This is a genomic window from Pseudocitrobacter vendiensis (genome assembly GCF_943590815.1).
Classification (GTDB): domain Bacteria; phylum Pseudomonadota; class Gammaproteobacteria; order Enterobacterales; family Enterobacteriaceae; genus Pseudocitrobacter; species Pseudocitrobacter vendiensis.
Window position 1 is genome coordinate 91,012 of record NZ_CALSBS010000008.1, and the last position, 25,233, is coordinate 116,244.

Consider the following 25,233-nt stretch of genomic DNA (forward strand, 5'->3'; position numbering starts at 1 on the left):
GCTCACGGGCGTGAGCGCCTCAAGCAGTTACTTCCACATTGCGTGTTTATCGCGATAACAGTCGACCCACATCGCCGTTGCGCCGCAGATGGCAACCGGGATGATGACCAGATTTAACACCGGGATAAGGGTAAACAGACTCGCCAGCGCACCAAACTGCATGTTCAACACTTTGCGCTCACGCAGAGCCGTGCGCATGGTTTTAAACGGCACTTTATGGTTGTCGAACGGATAATCGCAGTACTGAATCGCCAGCATCCATGCGCTGAACAGGAACCATAATACTGGCGCGACGGTCTGCCCGATGCCGGGGATGAAATAGAGCACCAACAGCACCAGCGCGCGCGGCAGATACCACGCCAGCTTTTGCCACTCACGCTTCATTATGCGCGGCACATCCTTTACTACGCCCAGCACACCGGTATCCGGCGGCGTCGCACCGGTCAGACGCGCTTCCAGCTGTTCCGCCAACAGGCCGTTAAATGGCGCGGCAATCCAGTTGGCGATGGTCGAGAAGAAGTAGCCGAACACCAGCAAAATCGAAATCACCGCCACCGGCCACAGCAGGTAGCTCAGCCATTGCAGCCAGTCAGGGATTCGCCCCATCAGCGAAGGGATCCACTCGCCGAGCTTACTGAACAGCCACCAGAACGCGCCTCCCATCAGTACAATGTTGACCAGCAACGGTAGAATAACGAACCGGCGAATGCCGGGTAACCCGATCAGTTTCCAGCCCTGCGAGAAATAGTAGAGACCGCTGCGCGGGGAAGGGGTGGATGATGAAACCATGGTCAGCAAATGCTCCTGTGTCTGACAGCTACGAATTGACCTGCGTATATTATCGGGTTGTCAGGGAATGACCAGTTAGGAAATGTTCGAAAAAACAGCAAAAAGCACGATTTAGGTTATCTTTCTGCGGGGAATGTCATGTGCGCACTTGCACTTGACGTGTTGGGCAAATACTCTTAGGGAGTAAATGTTTGCCGTGGTGGCAAGGTGTTAGAACAACAGAGAATATAATGATGCAGGATTTGCGTCTGATATTAATCATTGTTGGCGCGATCGCCATACTCGCTCTTCTGGTTCATGGTTTCTGGACCAGCCGTAAAGAGCGCTCGTCAATGTTCCGCGATCGCCCACTAAAACGCATGAAGTCTCGTGAAGACGACGAGTCTGATGATGGCTTCGATGAAAGTGATGAAGGCGTGGGCGAAGTTCGTGTCCACAAGGTCAATCACGCCCCGGGCGTAGCAGGGGAGCATGACGCACCTCATCAGGCGCCTTCGCACCAGTACCAGCCCCCTTATGAGCGTCAGGTACAACAGCCTGTGCGCCACGAGGAGCCAGCCCGGCCATCCGCACCGCAGCCTCAACAGCCGCGCGTGCAGCAACCGCCTGTCCAGCCGCCGCATGCGCAGCCACAGCCGGTTCATCAGCCACAACCTCATTCGCAGCCGCAGCCTGTTGCCGCACCTCAGCCGGTGCAGCCCGCCGCGCCGCAGCCTCAACCGGTTGCTCCGCCACAGCCTGCCGCGCCAGAACCTCAGGTCGCACAACCGCAACCTGCGCCAGCCGCTGTGCAGCAGCCAGAGCCTAAGCCGGTTGAAGAAGCGCCTGCGAAGCCAGAGCGTAAAGAAACCGTCATTGTGATGAACGTCTCTGCACATCAGGGCACGCAGATCAACGGTGAACTGTTGCTGAACAGTATCCAGCAGGCCGGATTCAAGTTTGGCGATATGAATATTTTCCATCGCCATTTAAGCCCTGACGGCAGCGGCCCTGCGCTTTTCAGCCTGGCGAACATGCTGAAACCCGGCACCTTCGACCCTGAAAATATGGCGGATATGGCGACGCCGGGTATCACTATCTTTATGCAGGTACCGGCATACGGCGATGCACTGCAAAACTTCAAGCTGATGTTGCAGTCTGCACAGTACATTGCCGATGAAGTGGGTGGTGTAGTGCTTGACGATCAGCGTCGGATGATGACGCCGCAGAAACTGCGCGAATACCAGGACCGCATCCGCGACGTACTGGAATCGAACGCCTGATAACGGCTGGCGTTTTATCAACTCTCCCTGAACCCCCGCCTGTCGGGGGTTTTTTATCATTGATGGTGTGATATGGAACCGATCGAACAACAACTGAATGAACTGCGAACCACGCTTCGCCATTATGAATATCTCTACCACGTTATGGATGCGCCGGAAGTGCCGGACGCCGAGTACGATCGCCTGATGCGTGAACTACGCGAACTTGAGGCGCAACATCCCGAACTGATTACGCCAGATTCACCGACGCAACGCGTGGGCGCATCGCCGCTGGCCGCATTCAGCCAGGTGCGTCACGAAGTGCCTATGCTGTCGTTGGATAACGTGTTTGATGAAGAGAGCTTCCTCGCCTTTAACAAGCGCGTGCAGGATAGGCTGAAAAGCAGCGACGCGCTGGTCTATTGCTGTGAGCTGAAACTGGATGGCCTGGCGGTGAGCATCCTGTATGAAAACGGCGTGATGGTGCAGGCGGCGACACGCGGTGATGGCACCACCGGGGAAGACATTACCGCGAACGTGCGCACCATTCGCGCGATCCCGCTAAAACTGCGCGGTGACAATATTCCGGCGCGCCTTGAAGTGCGTGGTGAGGTCTTCCTGCCACAGGCTGGGTTTGAAAAAATTAATGATGATGCGCGTCGTACCGGGGGCAAATTGTTTGCCAACCCGCGTAACGCTGCCGCAGGTTCACTGCGCCAGCTTGACCCGCGTATCACGGCGAAGCGACCACTTACTTTCTTCTGCTACGGCGTCGGTATTCTGGAGGGCGGTGAACTGCCCGCCAGCCATATGGGGCGTCTGCAACAGTTTAAAGCCTGGGGCCTGCCGGTGAGTGATCGCGTAAAACGCTGCAATTCCCCGGAGGAAGTGCTCGCTTACTATCACAAGGTTGAAGAAGACCGCTCAACGCTCGGTTTTGATATCGATGGCGTGGTGATTAAAGTCGATTCGCTGGCATTGCAGGAACAACTGGGCTTTGTCGCGCGTGCCCCACGCTGGGCCGTGGCTTTTAAATTCCCGGCGCAGGAACAGATGACCTTCGTGCGCGACGTAGAATTCCAGGTGGGCCGTACCGGGGCGATTACCCCGGTTGCGCGCCTTGAACCGGTGCAGGTCGCGGGGGTGCTGGTGAGCAATGCTACGCTGCATAATGCCGATGAAATCGAGCGTCTTGGTCTGCGTATTGGCGATAAAGTGGTGATTCGCCGCGCCGGGGATGTTATCCCGCAGGTGGTGAACGTGGTGCTCTCGGAGCGCCCGGAAGAGACGCAGGAAATTGTGTTCCCGACCCACTGCCCGGTTTGTCAGTCTGACGTTGAGCGTGTGGAAGGTGAAGCCGTTGCTCGCTGTACCGGCGGCCTGATTTGTGGGGCGCAGCGTAAAGAGTCGCTGAAGCACTTTGTCTCGCGCCGCGCGCTGGATGTTGACGGCATGGGCGATAAAATTATCGATCAGCTAGTTGAAAAAGAGTACGTCCACACGCCTGCCGATCTGTTCACGTTAACCGCAGGCAAGCTGACCGGGCTGGATCGCATGGGGCCGAAATCGGCACAAAATGTGGTCAACGCGCTGGAAAAAGCGAAAAACACCACCTTTGCACGCTTCCTCTACGCACTCGGTATCCGTGAAGTAGGTGAAGCCACGGCGGCTGGCCTGGCGGCTTATTTTGGTACGCTGGAAGCGCTGGAAGCTGCATCGATTGAAGAGCTGCAAAAAGTGCCGGATGTCGGCATTGTGGTTGCTACGCATGTCTTTAACTTCTTTGCGGAAGAGAGCAATCGCGACGTCATTCAGCAGTTGCTGAAAGAGGGTGTGAACTGGCCTGCAGCGGTTATGATTAATGCTGAAGACATTGACAGCCCGTTCGCCGGGAAAACGGTGGTCCTGACCGGTAGCCTGAGCCAGATGTCGCGCGATGACGCGAAGGCGCGTTTAGTGGAACTTGGCGCAAAAGTGGCGGGCAGCGTGTCGAAGAAAACTGACCTGGTGATTGCCGGGGAAGCGGCGGGCTCTAAGCTTGCGAAAGCGCAGGAGCTGGGCATTGAGGTGATTGATGAAGCTGAAATGCTACGGCTGTTAGGCGTCTGATATGGATAAGGCGCAGCTCATTGAAATCGCCAATACGGAAATGCCGTTTGGTAAATACAAGGGGCGTCGATTGATTGACGTCCCGGAGGAGTATCTGCTCTGGTTTGCCCGTAAGGATCAGTTTCCTGCCGGGCATCTGGGCGAGCTGATGGCTTTGACGCTACTGATTAAAACTGAGGGATTGACCCAACTGGTGCAACCCCTGAAGCGTTAAGCGTCGGAAGTCCTCGCCGCGCGGGCCTGCTCTTCGGCCTGCAGTTTTTCTGCCTGCTGTTTGTAGCGACGCGCCAGTACCGCGCACACCATCAACTGGATTTGATGGAATATCATCAGCGGCAGTACCATCATGCCGATAACCGATGTCGGGAACAGGATGTTCGCCATCGGTATCCCGTTCGCCAGGCTTTTCTTCGAGCCGCAGAAAACAATCGTAATCTCATCCGCTTTATTAAAGCCTGCTTTACGTGCGACCAGCACGTTCACGGCAATCACAATCGCCAGCAGGATGATGCTCACTACCACGATAAACAGCAGCGAACCCAGCCCCACTTTGTGCCAGATACCGTTCACCACCGCTTCGCTGAATGCGGAGTAAACCACTAACAGAATGGAGGTCTGGTCGGTTTTGCCAATCCACTTCTTATGTTTCGCGACAAATGTGCCGGTCCACGGGCGAGAAAGGTGCCCAAGCACGAACGGTAACAGCAGTTGCAGCATGATTTTGCCGACCTGCTCAAGGCTGCCTTCCGCGCCGTGCATGTTCATCAGCAACCCAACCAGCAACGGTGACAGGAAGATACCCAGCAGGCTGGACGCTGACGCAGAACAGACCGCTGCCGCAACGTTCCCGCCCGCAAGCGATGTAAATGCGATGGCTGACTGTACGGTTGCCGGCAGAATACACAGATAGAGGAAACCAGTATACAACGCCGGGTCCACCGCCACCGGCGACCACCACACCAGCAATACGCCCAGCACCGGGAAGAGAATGAAGGTGCTGCACATTACCCACAGGTGCAATCGCCAGTGGCTGCCCCCTGCAATAATCGCTTCGCGAGACAATTTTGCACCGTGCATGAAGAACAGCAGGGCAATTGCGGCGGTGGTCAGATGTTCAAAAAAAGGCACAAACTCACCGCGAGCCGGGAAGAAAGAGGCCAGCAGCACCACGGTAATGAGCGTCAGCGTAAACGGGTCAAGAATACGAAAAAGTTTCATAAAGACTCCTGAAAATCGATGGCGCTATTGTGCTTCTTTCAGTTTGAGAAATAAAATTGATTTATTGCATCCATTCATGAAGAAAATAGATGAATTACTCGCTAAAGCAATTAAAGGTTTTCGTCACGGTGGCGCAGGAGAAAAGTTTCAGCCGCGCGGGAGAGCGTATCGGCCTGAGCCAGTCGGCGGTGAGTCACAGCGTGAAGGAGCTGGAAAATCACACTGGTGTTCGCCTGCTGGACAGAACCACGCGCGAAGTGGTGCTCACTGAGGCAGGGCAACAGCTGGCTTTGCGTCTGGAGCGACTGCTGGATGAACTGAACAGCACCCTGCGCGACGCCGGGCGTATGGGGCAACAACTGAGCGGAAAAGTCCGGGTCGCTGCCAGCCAGACCATTTCCGCGCATCTTATTCCGCAATGCATTGCCGAAAGTCATCGTCGCTATCCAGATATTCAGTTTGTCCTGCACGATCGTCCGCAGCAGTGGGTGATGGAAAGTATTCGTCAGGGAGATGTCGATTTTGGCATCGTCATCGATCCAGGCGCAGTGGGCGATCTGCAATGTGAAGCGATTCTTTCCGAGCCTTTCTTCCTGCTTTGCCATCGCGATAGCGCTTTGGCCGCAGAAGATTATGTCCCCTGGCAGGCTTTGCAGGGGGCGAAACTGGTGTTGCAGGATTACGCCTCAGGCAGCCGACCGCTGATTGACGCCGCGCTGGCGCGCAACGCTATTCAGGCGGATATCGTGCAGGAGATTGGCCACCCGGCGACGCTGTTCCCGATGGTGGCTGCCGGTATCGGCATCAGCATTCTCCCGGCGCTGGCCTTGCCGTTACCCGAGGGCAGCCCGCTGGTGGTGAAGCGTATTACACCGGTGGTGGAACGTCAGTTAATGCTGGCGCGCAGGAAGAACCGTTCGCTTTCAACTGCCGCTGAAGCATTATGGGAAGTGGTACGCGCCCAGGGGCGCACATTGATGGCAGGGAGGGAAGGGGATCCCTTGTATCGGATTTAGCGAACTTTTATCTGCCGGAGCACCGGCAGATATCGATCAGAAATTAAATTTGATGGAGTAGATTATCGCATCCTGGTAAAAATCTTCGCCCAGTTTGTCATCCGCATAACGATACTGAATCCCTGTGGTGATGTGTGAAGTTGCATTCCACCACAACGCCACGGCGCCATTCAGACCTTCTTTGCCCCCGTTACCTGCCGCGTAGGTGGCATCACGATCAAACTCGTACTCGTTCCAGTTGGTGAGAGTGAATTTCTCACTGCCCAGCATAAAGCTGTAACCTGCAACCCAACCGGCTACATAGCCGTTATCGCCAGTGTAATAGGTTTGATCTGTATAACGCTTAGCAAAGAACGGTTTGAACCACCAACCGTTGCCGGTGAAATTGTAGCCGATACCGTAAAGAAACATATCGTCGTGGAAATTCACACGATTCGCAGAACCATAGGTGCCATACGCGTGGAGATAAAGATTGAATCCGGTATCACCCAGGTAAATACGATTGGTATTTTTAAATGTGTAGCGCTGCTCGCTGCCCGGTTTATCGTGGCGGCCGTTATAAAAGTTTTCCCAGTCGAAGAACCCGTACATTTCCCCCCAACTAAAATTAGCGCCACCTTCCAGTTCCAGATATCCAAAATCATCTTTGTGTGATTTGGTCGACGATTTTTCAGTGGTTCTACTGGTCCAGTCGAGGTAATGAACACCTATATCAGCGAAACCGCCTTTAAATTCTGCATGGGATAAAGCAGGTATCGCTAATAGCGAGGAGAGTGTCAGAGTTAAAAGATGTCTTTTCATAGCATAATTCCCTATGCCGATCGTTATTAGTAGATTGCTTAATAAAAAGGATTGTTAAAAACGGCATATTGTTAATGCAAGGGAAGAGAGAGTACCAATACAGTTTTTACTACTTATTAATAGTGAAAAAATATAAATATATCGATATCGAATCGCTATCGAATACAGGGTAAAAGTGTATTGGTAAGGGGTGGGGATATCTCGTTATAAAAAGGCTTTAGATTCAACCCTACCAAAAAAGGATCGATATGTCTCAGGCTCAATTTTCTCATAACCCACTGTACTGCGTCGATATTATCCGGGCTTACAAACCTGATTTCACTCCACGAGTGGCCTTTATTTTAGGTTCAGGACTGGGCGCATTAGCCGATCAGATTGAGAACGCGGTCGAAATTTCCTACGAAAAGCTGCCGGGTTTCCCGGTAAGTACCGTACACGGCCATGCGGGTGAGCTGGTGCTGGGTTATCTCCAGGGGGTGCCGGTGGCGTGCATGAAAGGTCGCGGACATTTCTACGAAGGTCGTGGGATGACCATCATGACGGATGCAATCCGTACCTTTAAGTTGCTGGGCTGCGAGTTGCTGTTTTGCACCAATGCGGCTGGCTCACTGCGTCCTGAAGTGGGGGCCGGCAGTCTGGTCGCATTGAAAGATCACATCAACACCATGCCGGGAACGCCGATGGTGGGTCTTAACGATGAGCGTTTTGGTGAGCGCTTCTTCTCGCTGGCAAATGCCTACGATGCGGATTATCGCGCACTGTTACAAGCAGTGGCGAAAGAAGAGGGATTCCCACTGACAGAAGGCGTGTTCGTCTCGTATCCGGGGCCGAACTTTGAGACAGCAGCTGAAATTCGCATGATGCAGATTATCGGCGGCGATGTCGTGGGGATGTCCGTCGTGCCTGAGGTGATTTCAGCTCGCCACTGCGACCTTAAGGTGGTTGCCGTTTCTGCGATTACCAACATGGCGGAAGGTCTGAGTGACGTGAAGCTTTCTCATGCCCAGACGCTGGCTGCAGCGGAACTCTCAAAGCAGAACTTTATTAATCTTATTTGCGGCTTTCTGCGCAAAATTGCCTGAGTAAAACAACAATAAACGGCCTCACTGGGTGAGGCCATATGATGCGACAAGGAAACGATTATGAGCATCGCTTTGCGCTTAAAGGTAATGTCCTTTTTGCAATATTTTATCTGGGGGAGCTGGTTGGTTACCCTCGGTTCTTACATGATTAATACCCTTCATTTCACCGGCGCTAATGTTGGCATGGTTTACAGTTCCAAAGGGATCGCCGCGATTATTATGCCCGGTATAATGGGGATCATCGCAGACAAATGGCTGCGCGCAGAACGCGCATACATGCTGTGTCACCTGGTGTGTGCGGGCGTACTTTTTTATGCGGCATCCGTAACTGATCCAGATATGATGTTTTGGGTGATGTTAGTCAATGCGATGGCGTTTATGCCGACTATCGCGTTATCGAACAGCGTCTCTTATTCCTGTCTTGCTCAGGCAGGGCTTGACCCGGTGACCGCTTTCCCGCCCATTCGCGTTTTTGGTACGGTGGGGTTCATTGTCGCGATGTGGGCAGTAAGCCTGCTGCATCTGGAATTGAGTAGTCTGCAGTTGTATATCGCGTCCGGTGCGTCATTGCTGCTGTCGGCTTATGCGCTGACTTTGCCGAAGATTCCGGTTGCGGCGAAAAAAGCGACCACATCGCTTGCCAGCAAGCTGGGTTTGGATGCCTTCGTGCTGTTTAAAAATCCACGCATGGCTATCTTTTTCCTCTTCGCCATGATGCTGGGCGCGGTGCTGCAAATTACCAACGTTTTTGGCAACCCGTTCCTGCATGATTTCGCCCGTAATCCTGAGTTTACTGAAAGCTTTGTGGTGAAATATCCGTCCATTTTACTGTCAGTTTCACAGATGGCTGAAGTCGGTTTCATTCTGACGATTCCGTTCTTTTTAAAACGTTTCGGCATTAAAACCGTCATGCTAATGAGTATGGTGGCGTGGACGCTGCGCTTTGGCTTCTTCGCCTATGGCGACCCATCACCAACCGGGTTTATTTTGCTGCTGCTGTCGATGATTGTTTACGGTTGTGCATTCGATTTCTTCAATATTTCTGGTTCGGTCTTTGTCGAACAGGAAGTTGATTCCAGCATTCGTGCCAGCGCCCAGGGGCTCTTTATGACCATGGTAAATGGCGTCGGCGCATGGGTTGGCTCGATTCTGAGCGGCATGGCCGTGGATTACTTCTCGGTGGATGGCGTGAAAGACTGGCATACCATCTGGATGATGTTTGCAGGATATTCATTATTCCTCGCAGTCATATTTTTCTTCGGGTTTAAATATAAGCATGATCCCGAAAAATTAGCGTATCGTGCTATCACGCATTAAAAGGATTGGCAGCGCCGGTCTTCGGGGCTGCTTTTATGATAAAAGGTGTTCTGTGAAAGATATTTTATTTTCTTCAGGCGTCGGTTTTGGTATCGGCGCGTTGTTTACAGTATTACGCTTACCTATTCCTGTTCCAAATGTATTGCCAGGAATATTATCAATTGTATTTATGTATATAGGCTATCTGGTGGTGAAATTCTTTATGCCATGATAGCGTAATGCTTTGTAACCATCAGGCGGGGCACTTAATTATGGAACGCGTTTACCGAACAGATCTTAAGTTGCTCCGCTATTTCCTTGCCGTAGCGGAAGAGCTACATTTTGGTCGCGCAGCGGCACGTTTAAACATGTCACAGCCGCCACTCAGTATTCATATTAAAGAGCTTGAGCATCAACTCGGGACGCAACTTTTTATTCGCCATTCGCGTAGCGTTGCCCTGACGCATGCCGGTAAAATCCTGATGGAGGAATCGCGCAGGCTACTGGCGAATGCGAATCAGGTTTTGGCGCGGGTTGAGCAGATTGGACGCGGTGAAGCGGGGCGGATTGAACTTGGCGTGGTGGGAACCGCAATGTGGGGACGTATGCGCCCGGTCATGCGGCGCTTCCTGAAGGAAAACCCCAACGTGGAAGTCCTGTTTCGCGAAAAAATGCCTGCGATGCAAATGGCACTCCTTGAGCGGCGAGAACTTGATGCAGGGATATGGCGCATGGCGACAGAACTGCCGGAGGGATTTACCAGTTTACGTTTGCATGAGTCTGCTTTTCTGATCGCAATGCCTGAAGAACATCACCTGGCATCCTATTCTGCCATTCCACTGGAAGCACTTCGCGACGAATATTTTGTCACCATGCCGCCCGTACACACAGATTGGGCATTTTTGCAGCGTGTATGCCAGCAGGCAGGATTTTCGCCGGTTATTATTCGCGAGGTCAATGAGCCGCAAACCGTGTTAGCGATGATTAGCATGGGTATTGGAATTACGTTGATTGCAGACAGTTACGCACAAATGAACTGGCCTGGTGTCGTTTTCCGCCCACTGGCGGAGAGAATACCGGCAGATTTGTATATTGTTTATGAAACACAGCAGGTGACGCCTGCACTGGTTAAATTGCTGGCGGCGTTGACGCGGTAGGTGATGAGAGATCGGAGCGAACTGTAGGCCTGATAAGTGAAGCGCCATCAGGCAGTTTCTCAAACCGCAGATAGCAAAAAAGCGCCTTTAGGGCGCTTTTTTACATTGGTGGGTCGTGCAGGATTCGAACCTGCGACCAATTGATTAAAAGTCAACTGCTCTACCAACTGAGCTAACGACCCGAAGTGGTGGGTGATGACGGGATCGAACCGCCGACCCCCTCCTTGTAAGGGAGGTGCTCTCCCAGCTGAGCTAATCACCCACTTCTCAATTTCTTGCTACACGGCGGAGACTACATAAAGTAGTTGGTGGGTGATGACGGGATCGAACCGCCGACCCCCTCCTTGTAAGGGAGGTGCTCTCCCAGCTGAGCTAATCACCCCCGCTGTGTGGAGTCGCATTATAGGGAGAGTTCAAAATGAGTCAACGCATTTTCTTAAGAATTTGTTCGTTCGTCGTAAAATTAAACAAAGCGGTGGGGTTTTATGCGCTCACGCATGATTTCTATACAAAAACGACTAACTTTGACCGTGATGAGGGATGAAGATTGAGGAATCAGCCAGGAGTGATAGAATATTGCCCTTCTCAGTTCCAGGTTTTGCCGGTTGTCGGCATCTTTAATAAACGTAAGGCCATTTAATGAAAATCAAAACTCGCTTCGCGCCCAGCCCGACAGGCTATCTGCACGTCGGCGGTGCTCGTACTGCTCTTTACTCCTGGCTTTTTGCACGTAATCACGACGGTGAGTTTGTGCTGCGTATTGAAGACACCGATCTCGAGCGCTCCACGCCGGAAGCTATTGAAGCCATTATGGATGGTATGAACTGGCTGAATCTGGAATGGGACGAAGGTCCGTACTATCAGACTAAACGTTTCGATCGCTACAACACGGTTATCGACGAAATGCTGGAAGCGGGCACGGCGTATAAATGCTACTGCTCCAAAGAACGTCTGGAAGCGCTGCGTGAAGAGCAGATGGCGAACGGAGAAAAGCCGCGTTATGACGGTCGTTGCCGCCATGACCATGCACATCACGCTGACGATGAGCCATGCGTAGTGCGTTTCGCGAATCCGCAGGAAGGTTCCGTTATCTTTGATGACCAGATCCGTGGCCCAATCGAGTTCAGCAACCAGGAGCTGGACGATCTGATTATCCGCCGTACCGATGGTTCCCCAACCTATAACTTCTGCGTTGTGGTGGATGACTGGGATATGGAAATCACCCACGTGATCCGTGGTGAAGACCATATCAACAACACGCCGCGTCAGATCAACATCCTGAAGGCGCTGAATGCACCGGTGCCGGTTTACGCGCACGTGTCGATGATCAACGGCGACGACGGTAAAAAACTGTCTAAACGTCACGGTGCAGTAAGCGTGATGCAGTATCGTGATGATGGCTACCTGCCGGAAGCGCTGCTGAACTATCTGGTGCGTTTAGGCTGGTCTCACGGCGATCAGGAAATCTTCAGCCGTGAAGAGATGATCAAATTCTTCGCACTGAACGCCGTTAGTAAATCCGCCAGCGCTTTTAACACTGAAAAACTGCAGTGGCTGAACCATCACTACATCAACAATCTGCCCGCTGAGTATGTTGCAACACATCTGCAGTGGCATATTGAGCAGGAAAATATCGACACCCGCATGGGGCCGCAGCTGTCTGAGCTGGTGAAACTGCTGGGCGAGCGTTGTAAAACGCTGAAAGAGATGGCGCAGAGCTGCCGTTACTTCTATGAAGATTTCGCTGAGTTCGATGCCGATGCGGCGAAAAAACACCTGCGTCCGGTTGCACGTCAGCCGCTGGAAGTGGTGCGCGATAAACTGTCTGCTATCACTGACTGGACGTCAGAAAATGTTCACCACGCAATTCAGGCAACTGCCGATGAGCTGGAAGTGGGCATGGGTAAAGTGGGGATGCCATTGCGCGTAGCCGTAACGGGTGCAGGTCAGTCGCCAGCATTGGACGTTACCGTACATGCGATTGGCAAAAACCGTAGCATTGAGCGCATCAACAAAGCGCTGGGCTTTATTGCTGAGCGCGAAAGCCAGCAGTAATCAAAAACGGGCGTAAGCCCGTTTGAGATTGATGACAAAGTGCGCATTGTTTTGCCGGATGCGGCGTAAGCGCCTTATCCAGCCTACAAAATATTGCAGAAACCTTGTAGGCCTGACAAGCGTAGCGCATCAGGCAATTTAGCGTTTATCATCAGCCTAAAACGGGCGAAAGCCCGTTTTTTACGCCTGTGTATCGCTCAACCCGAGCCGCGACATAAACCCACAAATACCTTCACGCCGCAGTAAAACATTCAGCTTTTCCATCTCGTCTGGTGTCATCACCTGTAAGGTGTCGCTGATCTGCTGCCAGATAACGTCCGCTTCGTTAGTCGAATAGCTTTTCGCGGGTTCATTCATTTGCGCGTCGTGTTTGTCGACGTGGAGCAGGGCAGGCGTATTCGCCAGAAAGTCTCTCACCTGCTGCGTGATGTGTATCAACCTTGCCCGGCCACCTTTAACGCCCGGCATTGGCTCGGTTTGCCAGTGTTGTTCGCGGATCCAGCGGTTAATTGTCTGACGCGTCATTCCCAGACAGTTCGCCAGCTCTTCAGTAGACATTTTATCTTTGAGTCTTTTCATCACGATTATGCGCCACGGATACCTAAACGTTGCAGCAGGCCGCTGATCCCTTCACGCAACAGTAAGGAGGTTAACTGTCGCTGTTCTTCAAGCGTCATTTCCTCCGCCAGATTCAGCAACAGGCCGTGAAACGCATTGTCATTCACACTCTGCGTGTTTGAAGTCGTGATAGTGTCGGATGCGCGTTGCGCGCTATAGATAAATTCCCTGACCTGATCGTTAATGTGGACCAGGCGGGCTTTTCCTCCCTGGACACCAGGACGAGGCGATGTTTGCCATCCTTCCTTGCGCACCCATTTATTAACGGTTTGTCGGCTGTAGCCAGTCAGATGGGCGATTTCTTCCGGTGTCATTCGTTCCTTGAGCATGCTATTTCCTGAATCGCAGTGTGGGAATTACGAGTTCATTTTATAGCATCCTTTTACCTGAAAGCGTGACAGGTTTAACTTCTCTCTGCGAGCGTGCTCGGAATGTTATTCATCTGTCTGCTTTTTCAGCGATTAGTGTGCCACACAGCATTTTGCCGTTGACACCTCGCAATGGAATTCATATTATGCCGCCCGTCAACACGACATGCTTTACGTTGGGGCTATAGCTCAGCTGGGAGAGCGCTTGCATGGCATGCAAGAGGTCAGCGGTTCGATCCCGCTTAGCTCCACCAAATCCTGCTCCCATCAGGTTTGGAACGTAAAAGCACCGTTGGGGCTATAGCTCAGCTGGGAGAGCGCTTGCATGGCATGCAAGAGGTCAGCGGTTCGATCCCGCTTAGCTCCACCAAATTTAAACCCTCGCCTGTGGCGGGGGTTTTTTGTTTGTCTATACTGTTCCTAAATCATTCTGTTTTATTTTCATTATCTCAGATATTTCATCATTTTTTACTTCCTCAGCACCTTGATTCGCTCGAATAATGCCCATAGTATCATTCTGGGTTATAGGTGTACCGACAAGGATGCAGTTCTGAATACTAATGAGATTTAATACAGATATTTTGTCGCGCAAGTTTTTTGTAGCATTAACTCTTTCTTTAATCGCAATTCCTTTTGCTCGCTTTGTCTCGCCTAAAGCCGTTATTGATGGTACTGAAGCATATCTTGCCTGGTTACCGCTTAGCGCAGCGTTTGCTATCGTTCTCTTGTTCGGTCGTCACGCCGTTATTCCTTTGATCATTAGCTTTTTAGTGGTCAATAATTTCGTCGTTAATCTTACGCTTTTCCAGGCTGTCATCTTACTCACCTGCCAGTTACTGGGCGTGCTTATTTCATCGGTGATGTTGCGCTGGATCGTTGGCCGACGATGGCGTTACGGATTACCCAGCCATCATATGGGCGCGGTCGTCTTCTGGATTGGCTTTGTAACACCGGCGATCATCAAAAGTGTTATGTACCTGGTTGGTCACTATCTTGATTTTCCGGTAAACGTCTCCAGCTACTTTGGCACCCACTCGTTGGTTTATGGCGTCGTGGATGTGCAAAGTCTGATATGTGCGGCCCTGATGTTTACGCCGCTTTTCTATTACCCAATGCGGATGATCCTTAATCCGCGTTATGCCAGAGCCTTCTGGCATCGTCATGTGGCTGCTTGCCTGTCGTCGCAGAATCGAACTTTTGTGCTGTACTGGGTTCTCGGGCTCGTAATTTTGTTAACCGTACTTTGTTCGCCGTATGAGACGAAGTACATTGCCGGGTATCTGGTTCCCATTATCTTTATCCTGTTCTTCTCAGGAATCAGCCGCTTAAGCGGCGTACTGATTGTTCTGATTTGGTCTGTGTCAGCCTTCCTGCTGGTGCTGAATAACAAGCATTTCCTGTTTGGGGTGCTGAGTGCATACTCGGTTGCTTTTGTTCTGTCCGTGTTAATCTCGTTCACCATTTGTATTCTGTATATGGTGCAGATTTATGCTCGCGGTGACGCGTTGAAGCGTAAATGGCACGACCAGGCGCTGATCGATCCGCTGACCGGGCTACCGAATCTGCGTGAGTTTGAATCGTGGTTAAAAGAGAACCAGCAGGCGACCGTGTGCTGCCTGCGCATCGATAATCTTGAGTTCTTAAGCCGTCACTACGGCATGATGATGCGCATTCATTGTAAGCGCGCGATCACCCGAAATTTACAACCGTTGTTGACGCGCGATGAAAAACTCTTTCAGATCCCTGGCAATGAACTGCTGTTGGTGCTGACCGGCCCGGAGACTGAAGCGCGCCTGACGCACATTGTTGAGTTCCTGAATAATCATAAAATTAGCTGGAATAATAATGTGATCGACCTGGAATTCGGCGCGTCCTGGGGCGTCATTGACGGCAAAGAAGATAACCAGTTGCACCACACGCTGGGGCAACTAAGCTGGCTTTCTGAACAGGCGTGCAGCTCGCATCAGGTGCTGTCGCTGGACAGCCGGGAGGAGGCTATCTCGGGCTTCACGACTGAGCGCGTGATAATGCTAAACCGTGTTAAGCGCGCGTTGGCGCATGGCGGTATTCTTCTCTATGCGCAACCTATCGTCGATAAAAACGGTAAGGGCTACCATGAGATTCTGAGCCGCCTGCAGTGCGATGGTGAGCTGATTACACCGGATAAATTTATCCCGATTATTACCCAGTTTAACCTGAGCTACCGCTTTGATATGCAAGTGGTGGAAACGCTCTTCAGCAAAATGAAGCACTATTCGGGGCATCGTTTCTCAATCAATCTGATGCCGTTTACCCTGATGCAGAAAGGTGCGGCGGATGAAATTATTCGGCTGCTGAAACGCTATCGGGTAACGCCCGGGGCTATTACCATTGAGGTTACGGAAGAGCAGGCGTTCTCAGACTCGGAAAACAGTCTGCATAATATTCGCCAGCTCAGTGCCTGTGGCTGTCTGATTGCCATTGATGACTTTGGTACCGGATACGCCAACTATGAGCGCCTCAAGCGTCTGGAAGCGGACATCGTCAAGATTGACGGTTGCTTTGTCCGCGATATTGTCAGCGAAAAGATGGATCAGTTGATCGTTAAGTCGATTTGCGACATGGCGAAGGTGAAGAATCTGACGCTGGTGGCTGAGTACGTCGAAACGCAGGAACAGAAAGAGAAATTATTCGAGTTGGGTGTGGATTATCTGCAAGGTTATTTGATTGGTAAACCCGCACCACTTAGCGAGCTGAACAAATAAAAAACGGGACGATTATCGTCCCGTTTTTTTACGTTTGTAGACGCAGCTTAGCGTTACAGTACCAGCGCCGCAATTGACGCAGACAGCACGCTCACCAGCGTAGAACCGTAAACCAGTTTCAGACCGAAGCGAGAAACCACGTTACCTTGCTCTTCGTTCAGGCCTTTAATCGCCCCGGCGATAATACCGATAGAAGAGAAGTTCGCGAAGGAAACCAGGAACACAGAGATGATACCAACCGCGCGTGGAGAGAGCGTGGATGCGACTTTCTGCAGGTCCATCATCGCGACGAATTCGTTAGAGACCAGTTTGGTCGCCATGATACTACCCACCTGCAGCGCTTCGCTGGCCGGTACACCCATCACCCAGGCAACCGGATAGAAGATGTAGCCCAGGATGCCCTGGAAGGAGATACCCAGAACGGCAGCAAACAGGGCGTTCAGACCTGCAATCAGCGCGATAAAGCCAATCAGCATCGCCGCAACGATAATCGCTACTTTGAAACCTGCCAGAATGTATTCACCCAGCATTTCGAAGAAGCTTTGACCTTCGTGCAGGTTGGACATCTGAATGTTTTCTTCGCTGGCATCAACGCGGTATGGGTTGATGATAGAGAGGACAATAAAGGTGCTGAACATGTTCAGAACCAGCGCCGCCACCACGTATTTCGGGTCCAGCATGGTCATGTAAGCCCCGACGATAGACATCGACACGGTAGACATTGCCGTTGCCGCCATGGTGTACATGCGGTTGCGGGACATTTTGCCGAGAATATCTTTATAGGCGATAAAGTTCTCAGACTGGCCCAGAATCAGTGAGCTCACGGCGTTGAACGATTCCAGCTTGCCCATGCCGTTGACTTTGGAGAGCACGAAACCAATCGCCCGGATAACAATCGGCAGCACGCGAATGTGTTGCAGAATACCGATCAGCGCAGAGATGAAGACGATAGGGCACAGAACTTTCAGGAAGAAGAATGCCAGGCCTTGATCGTTCATACTACCGAAGACGAAGTTAGTACCTTCGTTGGCGAAACCGAGCAGTTTTTCGAACATTTCGGAAAAGCCTTTCACGAAGCCCAGACCGACGTTGGAGTTCAGGAAGAACCATGCCAGTAAAACTTCAATGACAAGTAACTGAATTACATAACGAATTCGAATTTTTTTGCGGTCATGGCTGACCAGCAACGCTAAAATCGCCACAACGCCAAGCGCCAGGACGAAATGAAGAACGCGGTCCATATTTGCTCCAAATATGAGGCAGGTTTAATTTTCTTGCACATTCTATGTAACGTAACTAAATAAAACGAGATCAAAGTCTCACTATATTCACAACCTGTGAGCAATCTCAAAAAGAGTGATCGAACATACATTTTTATTATGTTACGTAAATGTGTTTAAAGATTGTATAATGTACTAACCTCACAATAAGCGTATACCAAACCTTCCCAACCTCCAGCCCGACTATCGGTTTCGGCTATCAGAGCAATCATTATCACCTTTTTAAATGAACTTGATAATCATTCTCATTTTGATAGCATGAAACATAGCAAAGGCTATGTTTTTGAGGCAGAGAATGACAGACAGTCGCGTGGCAAGTAACAACAGCAGTCGTACAGCGCGCCGGATGAGGCTTGCGCTGATGGGGCCCGCATTCATTGCCGCCATCGGTTATATCGATCCGGGTAACTTTGCGACCAATATTCAGGCCGGGGCCAGCTTCGGCTATCAGCTTTTGTGGGTGGTGGTATGGGCCAACCTGATGGCGATGCTGATTCAGGTGCTTTCTGCCAAGCTCGGTATCGCCACGGGTAAAAACCTGGCGGAACAGATTCGCGACCATTACCCGAGACCGGTCGTGTGGTTTTATTGGGTGCAGGCGGAGATCATCGCGATGGCGACCGATCTCGCGGAATTTATCGGCGCGGCCATCGGCTTCAAGCTGATCCTGGGGATCTCGCTGCTTCAGGGCGCGGTATTAACCGGGATTGCGACCTTCCTGATTCTGATGCTGCAACGGCGTGGGCAAAAACCGCTGGAGAGAGTGATCGGCGGGCTGCTGCTGTTTGTCGCCGCAGCCTACATCGTCGAACTGATCTTCTCGCAACCCGCGCTGGCGCCGCTGGCAAAAGGGATGATTATCCCTTCTCTGCCCTCCTCGGAAGCCGTATTCCTCGCGGCAGGCGTGCTGGGTGCGACCATCATGCCGCACGTGATTTACCTGCACTCGTCGCTGACCCAGAATCTGCACGGCGGTAGCGCGCGTGAACGCTATAACGCGACGCGCTGGGATGTGGCGATAGCCATGACCATTGCCGGATTCGTTAACCTCGCGATGATGGCCACCGCTGCCGCCGCGTTTCACTTCCACGGGCATACCGGAGTTGCGGATCTCGATCAGGCGTATCTGACGCTGGAACCGTTGCTCAGTCATGCTGCGGCCACTATCTTTGGCCTGAGCCTGATTGCCGCCGGGCTCTCCTCTACCGTGGTGGGTACCCTGGCAGGGCAGGTGGTGATGCAGGGCTTCATCCGCTTCCACATTCCGCTGTGGGTGCGCCGCTCCGTCACCATGCTGCCGTCGTTCATCGTGATCCTGATGGGGATGGATCCGACCCGGATTCTGGTGATGAGCCAGGTGTTGCTGAGCTTCGGGATTGCGCTGGCACTGGTGCCGCTGCTGGTCTTTACCAGTAATCAAAAACTGATGGGCGAGTTGGTAAACTCCGCACGGGTAAGACGCACCGGTTGGCTGATTGTGGGCCTGGTGGTGGCGTTAAACGGCTGGCTGTTGGTGGGAACGCTGCTGGGGTTATAAAAAAAGCAGCCTTCCGGCTGCTTTCTGAAAAAAGATTAATGATGCTTCCCGTGCCCATGTCCATGACCACGACCCGGGCCACGCCCGCGCCCGTCATGGCGGCCATCGTGATAACCGCGCTCGTAAGCTCTGCGATTATCCCAGCCACGATGCCAGCCATTGTCATGGCGGTACCAACCGCGGTCGCGCCATTGATAGTGACGATGCCAGTAGTCCCGGTCGCGCCAGCGGCCGCCGTCCCAGTAGTTACCGTAATTGTCACGATCGCCAATTTGTAATTTTATCGATGGCAACAGGGTGATTTCGCCAGCATTAGCAACCATTGGTGCTGCTGAGGCCATCAATACTGCAGCCAGAATCAGTGACCTGAACATACTTTATCTCCTTCACGATCGGGGCCTTGTCCGGCCTGTTAACCCTATATTACGAACAAGTAAATATCCGTATCATCGGGGTAACTCTTAAATCGAAAGGAGCAGCACTTTTTGCTAAAAGTGCTGCTAATTTGCGCTATCGTAAAATCGCGTCTATGTCAGCCCGTTCTTGCGCGCTAAAGTGCCTGTTATTCAACATGCCGACAGCGTCATCCAGTTGCGCCGTTTTACTGGCGCCAATCAGAACTGATGTCACTTTTTCGTCACGCAGTACCCAGGCCAGCGCCATTTGCGACAATTTCTGTCCACGCTGCGCGGCAATCTTATTGAGCTGACGAACTTTAGCGAGTTTCTCTTCCGTCAGTTGTTCCGGATTAAGAAAACGGCTGCCACTGGCGGCACGGGAATCTGTCGGAATACCATTTAGATAGCGATCCGTAAGCTGCCCGCCCGCTAACGGTGAAAAGGCGATGCTGCCAACGCCTTCCTGCTTCAGCAGATCGAGCAGCCCATCCTCAACCCAGCGTTCAAACATGGAATACTTTGGCTGGTGGATCAGGCATGGCGTGCCCAGATCATTAAGAATCGCAAGGGCCTCTTTCGCACGGTCAGCCGGGTAATTGGAAAGCCCGATGTACAGTGCTTTGCCCTGACGTACAATGTGATCCAGCGCACGCATGGTTTCCGACAGCGGCGTATCCGGATCCGGACGATGATGATAAAAGATATCCACATACTCCAGCCCCATGCGTTTCAGGCTTTGATCGAGGCTGGCGACCAGATATTTACGCGATCCCCAGTCGCCGTACGGCCCGTCCCACATGGTGTAGCCCGCTTTACTGGAAATAATCAGCTCGTCGCGCCAGGGCAAAAAATCTTCCCGCAGAATGCGACCAAAATTACTCTCCGCTGAACCCGGCGGTGGCCCATAGTTGTTGGCTAAATCAAAATGGGTAATGCCGAGGTCAAAGGCATGGCGCAGCAGCTGCCTGCTGGTTTCGATTAACGTGGCGTCGCCAAAGTTATGCCATAAACCTAATGAGATGGCGGGAAGTTTCAGCCCGCTTGCGCCGCAGCGGCGATATTCCATCGCGTTATAGCGTGACGGATCTGCCTGATAAACCATAAGTTCCTCCGCAAAGCATCGGTAGTGTATACGTTTACACTACGCATTGTTTCCCCCTCCGTATACTCCCTTCTGCTGTAAATTTTACTTTCCAATAGCATTTTCGTATCTGTCTGGACAGGCGAACCGCTTCTTCAATACTCAGAGATGAGCAAGTGGCTAAAGGGTACTTATCATGCAAACGTCTTACACTGTTGCGGATTATCTACTGGATCGCCTCGCGGACTGCGGCGTGGACCATCTGTTTGGCGTGCCGGGAGACTACAACCTGCAATTCCTCGACCATGTGATTGCGCATCCTGCGCTGCGCTGGGTCGGCTGTGCTAATGAACTCAATGCCGCTTATGCCGCCGATGGCTATGCACGTGTTCAGGGATGCGGTGCATTGTTGACGACTTATGGCGTGGGGGAGTTGAGCGCGCTAAACGGCGTAGCGGGAAGCTTCGCAGAATATGTGCCGGTGCTGCACATTGTGGGTGCGCCCTGTACCGGGTCGCAGCAGCGTCAGGAGCTTCTGCACCATACGCTGGGCGACGGAAAATTCGACCATTTTCGTCAGATGAGCGCCCCGATTTCCGTGGCGCAGGGCGTGTTAACCGTCCGCAATGCGACGGATGAAATCGACCGCGTACTGACTGAAATGATCAAACATCGCCGTCCGGGCTATCTCTCTCTGCCCGCCGACGTGGCGAAAGCGCCGACCAGCCGTCCGGTAAACGCACTTGCGCTAACCGATACGGCTATCAACGACGGTCAGATTGAACGCTTTACGCAGGCTGTCCGCGACATGCTGCAACCCTGTCGCCGAGTCTCTTTGCTGGCGGATTTTCTCGCGCTGCGCTTTGGCCTGCAAGAAACGCTGCGCGACTGGATGGCAAAGACGCCGATTCCGCACGCCTCGTTGCTCATGGGCAAAGGTCTGTTTGATGAGCAGCAACCGGGCTTCGTGGGGATTTACAGCGGTGTAGCGAGTTTGCCGCAAACACGCGAATCAATAGAGGATGCGGAGGCGATTCTGTGTATCGGTACCCGCTTTACGGATACCACCACCGCCGGCTTTACTCACAAAATCCCGGACAAAAAATCGATCTCCATTCAACCATTTGCCGCGCGCGTCGGCGATCGCTGGTTCAGCGGTATTTCGATGGCGCAGGCGACGCAGGCGTTGATTGCCGTGAGCCATGAGCTATCGGCGAAATGGCGCACGGAAACACGCTGCATTGCGCCGTTTTCCCCTGGAAAAGAGGGTGTGTTAACACAGGCGCGCTTCTGGCAAACGCTGCAAAAACACCTTCAGCCTGGTGACATTATTTTAGGCGATCAGGGGACTGCGGCGTTTGGCGTAGCGGCCCTCAAACTACCCAGCGATGCTTCACTGATTGTACAACCGCTGTGGGGCTCAATCGGTTTCACGCTACCCGCTGCGTTTGGTGCGCAAACCGCTCGCCCGGAAAGACGCGTAGTACTGATTGTCGGCGATGGCGCGGCGCAACTGACGATTCAGGAACTGGGTTCCATGCTACGCGATGGCCTGCGCCCGCTCATTCTGTTGCTCAACAATGATGGCTACACGGTGGAACGGGCGATCCATGGCCCCGAGGCGCGCTATAACGACATCAGTTTGTGGAACTGGACGCAGCTGCCGCAGGCGCTGAACCTCGACAGCCAGGCCCAGTGCTGGCGGGTGACGGAAAGCGTTCAACTGGACGAGGTGCTGGCGAAAACCGCGCAAATTGAACGCTTAACGTTGGTGGAAGTGGTGCTGCCGAAGCAGGACATTCCTGACCTGCTTCGTGCTGTCACTCAGGCGCTCGAGACGCGCAACAGTAAAGGCTAGGGCTTGTCTTTACGCGGAACCATCATCATCGGCTTGCCCGCCAGCAGGAGCCAGGCGGGCAGCATCACAATACACAATAGCGGTAAAAGCGTGGTATCCGGCACGACCACGGCGGCCATAAACAGGCTCAGCCAGCCATCACGGGTGACGACCAGCACCAGCCCCAGAATCGCACAGGAGACGGTAATTGCTGCTGGAACGGCATCGACGTGAGCGTGCAACATCAGACCGAGCGCCACGGCGACAAATACCGCTGGGAAGATACGGCCACCACGAAAACCGCTGGCCGAGGCAATCACCAGCGCCGCCAGCTTCACTGCGGCAATCAGCATAAAATCACTGCTGGTCAGCGTCTGGCTAAAGGCGAGCTGCTGCATTTCATCGAGCCCTTTAAACAGCGTAATGGGTCCGCCGATAATTCCCAGCAGGCCCAGCAAAAAACCACCGGCGCTGAGCACCAGAACCGGATGTTTTAAGCGATGCATCAGGGCGTGCAGACGGGGCAGACACCATACCGCCACCATGCCCACGGCAATGGCGATCGCGGCAACCACCGCGCCGCTGAAAATATCGATAATCCGCATCTGCTGGTAATGGGGAATTGGCAGCGAAAAGTGCGGCTGGAAGAAGAGGCTGGTGGTGAGCGCCCCGGCGGCTGCCGCCAGCAACGGCGCAAACAGGCGATCCCAGAGTGGCGCATCGTTATTGCCATTCAGGGTTTGCGAGAAAATCAGTGCCGCGGCGATCGGTGTGCCAAACAGCGCGCCGATGGTACCTGCGGCGGCAAGGATGGTCCATTCAAGGGCGCTGACGCGGGGGAAAAAGCGCGCGCCCAGCACCACCGCGATCGCGATATTCACCGACATAATCGGGTGTTCCGGGCCGAGGCTAACGCCGCCTGCCAGGCCCAGCACCAATGCGAGAATCAATCCTGGTAAACAGTAAGGCGCAACGGGCACGCCAATCAGCGGCTCGGTTGCCGGATCAGGCCCCGCGTGACCCGGGCTAAAGCGAATCACCAGCCCTACCACCAGGCCGGTTAGCGTCAGCACCAGAATTATCCACCACGGTGACTCCCACGAGACGCCGATTGCGCCGGGCAGGGTACTCCACAGCAGATGCTGTAAAACCGAGGCAATTTTCATCACCACAATTAAAATCAGGCTGGCGGCAACACCAATAACCATCGCCGGAATGGCGAGTAATAACATCGTGCGGGCTCGCGGATGGAGCATGATGATTTCCTTTTGGCTAAAAGCTGGCATCACTTTGCCGGGTTCTGTAAATGCCTTCAGCGCAATAGATGCTGAAACGATACGGCGAAACAGAGATATCCTTAAGGTTGATATATAAAATTATGTGACGTAGATCGATAATCCTGGGGCGCTGACACAATCGTCATTGTTGTTACCACGCCTTGAATTTACTCTGTGATATACACGTCATACTTCAAGTTGCCTGTGCGTTGGCTGCACTCGCTCACCCCAGTCACGTACTCATGTACGCTCCTGGGGATTCACTCGTTTGCCGCCTTCATGCAACTCGAATTATTTTGGGTATATAGAATTATCCTGACTTTAGCGGAGCCGTAACGGAATGACAAAGTTTGCATTAACAGGAGACGTCGGGGGCACCAACGCGCGTTTAGCGTTATGTGACCTCGCCACGGGTGAAATCTCGCAGGCGAAGACCTACTCAGGCCTGGATTACCCCAGCCTCGAAGCGGTGGTCCGCGTCTATCTCAAAGAACACAATGTGGAAGTGGAAGATGCCTGCATCGCCATTGCCTGCCCGATCACCGGTGACTGGGTCGCGATGACCAACCACACCTGGGCCTTTTCCATTGCTGAAATGAAGAAGAATCTTGGCTTCGCGCATCTGGAAATCATTAATGATTTCACCGCCGTGTCGATGGCTATCCCGATGCTGAAAAAGGAGCACCTGATTCAGTTTGGCGGCGCGGAACCGGTAGAAGGCAAACCGATTGCGGTTTATGGCGCTGGCACAGGGTTAGGCGTGGCGCATCTGGTTCACGTTGATAAGCGTTGGGTCAGCCTGCCAGGCGAGGGCGGTCACGTCGATTTCGCACCGAACAGCGAAGAAGAGGGGATTATCCTTGAAGAGCTACGGGCGGAAATCGGCCATGTCTCTGCGGAACGCGTACTTTCCGGGCCGGGGCTGGTCAATCTGTATCGCGCTATTGTGAAGTCTGATGGTCGTCTGCCGGAAAACTTACAGCCGAAAGACATCACTCAGCGTGCGCTGGAGGATACCTGCATCGACTGTCGCCGCGCGCTGTCGCTGTTCTGCGTGATTATGGGGCGCTTCGGCGGCAATCTGGCGCTGACGCTTGGCACCTTTGGCGGCGTTTATATCGCCGGTGGCATCGTGCCGCGCTTCCTTGAATTCTTTAAAGCGTCCGGCTTCCGGGGTGGTTTTGAGGATAAAGGCCGTTTCAAAGCCTACGTGCAGGATATCCCGGTCTATCTGATTGTTCACGATAACCCCGGCCTGCTGGGCTCCGGGGCGCACCTGCGCCAGACGCTGGGGCAAATTCTGTAAGTTTTCCCGCTTTATACCGGGTG

23 protein-coding genes and 5 tRNA genes are annotated in these 25,233 nt (G+C 52.9%); 16 read left to right on the plus strand and 12 right to left on the minus strand.

Translation table 11 applies throughout. The features are described 5' to 3' along the window. Positions 1–27 precede the first annotated feature (27 nt). Positions 28–789: a sulfate transporter CysZ gene (cysZ, locus tag NMC31_RS10895; RefSeq protein ID WP_149461911.1), complete on the minus strand. Its 762-nt coding sequence runs from the start codon at positions 787–789 to the stop codon at positions 28–30. Positions 790–1,019: 230 nt separating this feature from the next. On the opposite strand from cysZ, the gene zipA reads away from it, so the two are divergent. The 3 genes from zipA (at position 1,020) to NMC31_RS10910 (ending at position 4,353) form a co-directional block, all read left to right on the plus strand. Continuing rightward, positions 1,020–2,051, plus strand: coding sequence for a cell division protein ZipA (gene zipA / locus NMC31_RS10900; protein WP_253897925.1), 1,032 nt, complete (start codon positions 1,020–1,022; stop codon positions 2,049–2,051). Between the two features lie 72 nt (positions 2,052–2,123). After that, positions 2,124–4,139, plus strand: a complete 2,016-nt coding sequence (ligA, locus tag NMC31_RS10905) for an NAD-dependent DNA ligase LigA (RefSeq protein ID WP_253897926.1) — start codon at positions 2,124–2,126, stop codon at positions 4,137–4,139. 1 nt (position 4,140) lies between these two features. Next, complete coding sequence (locus NMC31_RS10910; RefSeq protein ID WP_015963519.1) at positions 4,141–4,353, plus strand: DUF3820 family protein; 213 nt, start codon at positions 4,141–4,143, stop codon at positions 4,351–4,353. On the opposite strand, the gene NMC31_RS10915 is transcribed toward NMC31_RS10910, so the two are convergent. Further along, on the minus strand, positions 4,350–5,357 hold the full coding sequence (locus NMC31_RS10915; RefSeq protein WP_149461913.1) for a bile acid:sodium symporter family protein: 1,008 nt from the start codon (positions 5,355–5,357) through the stop codon (positions 4,350–4,352). The genes NMC31_RS10910 and NMC31_RS10915 overlap by 4 nt on opposite strands. A gap of 89 nt (positions 5,358–5,446) precedes the next feature. Between NMC31_RS10915 and NMC31_RS10920 the strand changes: the two genes are divergently transcribed. Beyond that, complete coding sequence (locus NMC31_RS10920; protein ID WP_253897927.1) at positions 5,447–6,373, plus strand: LysR family transcriptional regulator; 927 nt, start codon at positions 5,447–5,449, stop codon at positions 6,371–6,373. Positions 6,374–6,409: 36 nt separating this feature from the next. On the opposite strand, the gene NMC31_RS10925 is transcribed toward NMC31_RS10920, so the two are convergent. After that, entirely contained in the window at positions 6,410–7,174 is a 765-nt protein-coding gene (locus NMC31_RS10925) for a nucleoside-specific channel-forming Tsx family protein (protein WP_253897928.1), read from the minus strand. Between the two features lie 248 nt (positions 7,175–7,422). Between NMC31_RS10925 and xapA the strand changes: the two genes are divergently transcribed. The 4 genes from xapA to NMC31_RS10945 are packed head-to-tail and all read left to right on the plus strand — an operon-like array spanning position 7,423 to position 10,709. After that, positions 7,423–8,256, plus strand: a complete 834-nt coding sequence (gene xapA, locus NMC31_RS10930; protein ID WP_253897929.1) for a xanthosine phosphorylase — start codon at positions 7,423–7,425, stop codon at positions 8,254–8,256. Between the two features lie 60 nt (positions 8,257–8,316). Continuing rightward, entirely contained in the window at positions 8,317–9,573 is a 1,257-nt protein-coding gene (xapB, locus tag NMC31_RS10935; protein WP_253897930.1) for a xanthosine/proton symporter XapB, read from the plus strand. 52 nt (positions 9,574–9,625) lie between these two features. Then, on the plus strand, positions 9,626–9,784 hold the full coding sequence (locus NMC31_RS10940; RefSeq protein ID WP_149461918.1) for a DUF1427 family protein: 159 nt from the start codon (positions 9,626–9,628) through the stop codon (positions 9,782–9,784). A gap of 40 nt (positions 9,785–9,824) precedes the next feature. Beyond that, positions 9,825–10,709, plus strand: a complete 885-nt coding sequence (locus tag NMC31_RS10945) for a LysR family transcriptional regulator (RefSeq protein ID WP_149461919.1) — start codon at positions 9,825–9,827, stop codon at positions 10,707–10,709. A gap of 106 nt (positions 10,710–10,815) precedes the next feature. On the opposite strand, the gene NMC31_RS10950 is transcribed toward NMC31_RS10945, so the two are convergent. The 3 genes from NMC31_RS10950 to NMC31_RS10960 all read right to left on the minus strand — a co-directional run bounded on the left by NMC31_RS10950 (position 10,816) and on the right by NMC31_RS10960 (position 11,091). Further along, positions 10,816–10,891: transfer RNA gene (locus NMC31_RS10950), tRNA-Lys, on the minus strand. 4 nt (positions 10,892–10,895) lie between these two features. Then, positions 10,896–10,971 (minus strand) — tRNA-Val (locus NMC31_RS10955). A gap of 44 nt (positions 10,972–11,015) precedes the next feature. After that, positions 11,016–11,091, minus strand: a tRNA-Val gene (locus NMC31_RS10960). A gap of 257 nt (positions 11,092–11,348) precedes the next feature. Between NMC31_RS10960 and gltX the strand changes: the two genes are divergently transcribed. After that, a complete protein-coding gene (gene gltX, locus NMC31_RS10965) occupies positions 11,349–12,764 on the plus strand; it encodes a glutamate--tRNA ligase (protein ID WP_253897931.1) in 1,416 nt (471 codons plus the stop codon). A 180-nt stretch (positions 12,765–12,944) separates the two neighbouring features. Here gltX and NMC31_RS10970 read toward each other — a convergent pair whose 3' ends face one another. After that, entirely contained in the window at positions 12,945–13,343 is a 399-nt protein-coding gene (locus tag NMC31_RS10970; RefSeq protein ID WP_253897986.1) for a YfeC-like transcriptional regulator, read from the minus strand. Positions 13,344–13,348: 5 nt separating this feature from the next. Continuing rightward, on the minus strand, positions 13,349–13,711 hold the full coding sequence (locus NMC31_RS10975; protein ID WP_253897932.1) for a YfeC-like transcriptional regulator: 363 nt from the start codon (positions 13,709–13,711) through the stop codon (positions 13,349–13,351). A gap of 217 nt (positions 13,712–13,928) precedes the next feature. Here NMC31_RS10975 and NMC31_RS10980 point away from each other — a divergent pair. The 3 genes from NMC31_RS10980 (at position 13,929) to NMC31_RS10990 (ending at position 16,494) form a co-directional block, all read left to right on the plus strand. Further along, positions 13,929–14,004 (plus strand) — tRNA-Ala (locus NMC31_RS10980). 40 nt (positions 14,005–14,044) lie between these two features. After that, positions 14,045–14,120, plus strand: a tRNA-Ala gene (locus tag NMC31_RS10985). Positions 14,121–14,310: 190 nt separating this feature from the next. After that, complete coding sequence (locus NMC31_RS10990) at positions 14,311–16,494, plus strand: sensor domain-containing phosphodiesterase (RefSeq protein ID WP_253897933.1); 2,184 nt, start codon at positions 14,311–14,313, stop codon at positions 16,492–16,494. Positions 16,495–16,547: 53 nt separating this feature from the next. Here NMC31_RS10990 and nupC read toward each other — a convergent pair whose 3' ends face one another. Next, positions 16,548–17,735, minus strand: coding sequence for a nucleoside permease NupC (nupC, locus tag NMC31_RS10995; RefSeq protein ID WP_149461924.1), 1,188 nt, complete (start codon positions 17,733–17,735; stop codon positions 16,548–16,550). Between the two features lie 297 nt (positions 17,736–18,032). Here nupC and NMC31_RS26280 point away from each other — a divergent pair, with 297 nt between their 5' ends. Both NMC31_RS26280 and NMC31_RS11000 read left to right on the plus strand, forming a co-directional pair. Then, a complete protein-coding gene (locus NMC31_RS26280) occupies positions 18,033–18,095 on the plus strand; it encodes a hypothetical protein (RefSeq protein WP_436650122.1) in 63 nt (20 codons plus the stop codon). Then, positions 18,070–19,311 carry an Nramp family divalent metal transporter gene (locus NMC31_RS11000; RefSeq protein ID WP_253897934.1) on the plus strand — a complete coding sequence of 414 codons (1,242 nt, stop codon included), beginning with the start codon at positions 18,070–18,072 and terminating at the stop codon, positions 19,309–19,311. The genes NMC31_RS26280 and NMC31_RS11000 overlap by 26 nt, the downstream gene beginning before the upstream one ends. Before the next feature lie 35 nt (positions 19,312–19,346). On the opposite strand, the gene NMC31_RS11005 is transcribed toward NMC31_RS11000, so the two are convergent. Together NMC31_RS11005 and mgrA are read right to left on the minus strand one after the other, a co-directional pair. Then, positions 19,347–19,685, minus strand: coding sequence for a DUF2502 domain-containing protein (locus NMC31_RS11005; RefSeq protein WP_253897935.1), 339 nt, complete (start codon positions 19,683–19,685; stop codon positions 19,347–19,349). A gap of 136 nt (positions 19,686–19,821) precedes the next feature. After that, positions 19,822–20,811 (minus strand): L-glyceraldehyde 3-phosphate reductase, encoded by a 990-nt coding sequence (mgrA, locus tag NMC31_RS11010; protein ID WP_253897936.1) that lies wholly within the window; start codon positions 20,809–20,811, stop codon positions 19,822–19,824. A 175-nt stretch (positions 20,812–20,986) separates the two neighbouring features. Between mgrA and NMC31_RS11015 the strand changes: the two genes are divergently transcribed. Further along, positions 20,987–22,648 (plus strand): alpha-keto acid decarboxylase family protein, encoded by a 1,662-nt coding sequence (locus tag NMC31_RS11015; protein ID WP_253897937.1) that lies wholly within the window; start codon positions 20,987–20,989, stop codon positions 22,646–22,648. Here the strand turns inward: NMC31_RS11015 and NMC31_RS11020 are convergent. Then, positions 22,645–23,883, minus strand: a complete 1,239-nt coding sequence (locus NMC31_RS11020; RefSeq protein WP_253897938.1) for an ion channel protein — start codon at positions 23,881–23,883, stop codon at positions 22,645–22,647. The two genes, NMC31_RS11015 and NMC31_RS11020, sit on opposite strands and share 4 nt — an antisense overlap. Before the next feature lie 361 nt (positions 23,884–24,244). Between NMC31_RS11020 and glk the strand changes: the two genes are divergently transcribed. Then, a complete protein-coding gene (gene glk / locus NMC31_RS11025) occupies positions 24,245–25,210 on the plus strand; it encodes a glucokinase (protein WP_015963537.1) in 966 nt (321 codons plus the stop codon). Positions 25,211–25,233 lie beyond the last annotated feature (23 nt).

What these genes read in the sequence shown, in the direction of transcription:
- NMC31_RS10990 (WP_253897933.1), top strand. Translation starts at nt 14,311, where the DNA reads ATGAGATTTAATACAGATATTTTGTCGCGCAAGTTTTTTGTAGCATTA.
- NMC31_RS10915 (WP_149461913.1), bottom strand. Translation starts at nt 5,357, where the DNA reads ATGAAACTTTTTCGTATTCTTGACCCGTTTACGCTGACGCTCATTACC.
- NMC31_RS10920 (WP_253897927.1), top strand. Translation starts at nt 5,447, where the DNA reads ATGAATTACTCGCTAAAGCAATTAAAGGTTTTCGTCACGGTGGCGCAG.
- zipA (WP_253897925.1), top strand. Translation starts at nt 1,020, where the DNA reads ATGATGCAGGATTTGCGTCTGATATTAATCATTGTTGGCGCGATCGCC.
- ligA (WP_253897926.1), top strand. Translation starts at nt 2,124, where the DNA reads ATGGAACCGATCGAACAACAACTGAATGAACTGCGAACCACGCTTCGC.
- gltX (WP_253897931.1), top strand. Translation starts at nt 11,349, where the DNA reads ATGAAAATCAAAACTCGCTTCGCGCCCAGCCCGACAGGCTATCTGCAC.
- NMC31_RS10975 (WP_253897932.1), bottom strand. Translation starts at nt 13,711, where the DNA reads ATGCTCAAGGAACGAATGACACCGGAAGAAATCGCCCATCTGACTGGC.
- xapA (WP_253897929.1), top strand. Translation starts at nt 7,423, where the DNA reads ATGTCTCAGGCTCAATTTTCTCATAACCCACTGTACTGCGTCGATATT.
- NMC31_RS11000 (WP_253897934.1), top strand. Translation starts at nt 18,070, where the DNA reads ATGACAGACAGTCGCGTGGCAAGTAACAACAGCAGTCGTACAGCGCGC.
- NMC31_RS10945 (WP_149461919.1), top strand. Translation starts at nt 9,825, where the DNA reads ATGGAACGCGTTTACCGAACAGATCTTAAGTTGCTCCGCTATTTCCTT.
- xapB (WP_253897930.1), top strand. Translation starts at nt 8,317, where the DNA reads ATGAGCATCGCTTTGCGCTTAAAGGTAATGTCCTTTTTGCAATATTTT.
- NMC31_RS10970 (WP_253897986.1), bottom strand. Translation starts at nt 13,343, where the DNA reads ATGAAAAGACTCAAAGATAAAATGTCTACTGAAGAGCTGGCGAACTGT.
- NMC31_RS11015 (WP_253897937.1), top strand. Translation starts at nt 20,987, where the DNA reads ATGCAAACGTCTTACACTGTTGCGGATTATCTACTGGATCGCCTCGCG.
- nupC (WP_149461924.1), bottom strand. Translation starts at nt 17,735, where the DNA reads ATGGACCGCGTTCTTCATTTCGTCCTGGCGCTTGGCGTTGTGGCGATT.
- NMC31_RS11020 (WP_253897938.1), bottom strand. Translation starts at nt 23,883, where the DNA reads ATGCTCCATCCGCGAGCCCGCACGATGTTATTACTCGCCATTCCGGCG.
- NMC31_RS10925 (WP_253897928.1), bottom strand. Translation starts at nt 7,174, where the DNA reads ATGAAAAGACATCTTTTAACTCTGACACTCTCCTCGCTATTAGCGATA.
- cysZ (WP_149461911.1), bottom strand. Translation starts at nt 789, where the DNA reads ATGGTTTCATCATCCACCCCTTCCCCGCGCAGCGGTCTCTACTATTTC.
- glk (WP_015963537.1), top strand. Translation starts at nt 24,245, where the DNA reads ATGACAAAGTTTGCATTAACAGGAGACGTCGGGGGCACCAACGCGCGT.
- mgrA (WP_253897936.1), bottom strand. Translation starts at nt 20,811, where the DNA reads ATGGTTTATCAGGCAGATCCGTCACGCTATAACGCGATGGAATATCGC.
- NMC31_RS11005 (WP_253897935.1), bottom strand. Translation starts at nt 19,685, where the DNA reads ATGTTCAGGTCACTGATTCTGGCTGCAGTATTGATGGCCTCAGCAGCA.
- NMC31_RS10910 (WP_015963519.1), top strand. Translation starts at nt 4,141, where the DNA reads ATGGATAAGGCGCAGCTCATTGAAATCGCCAATACGGAAATGCCGTTT.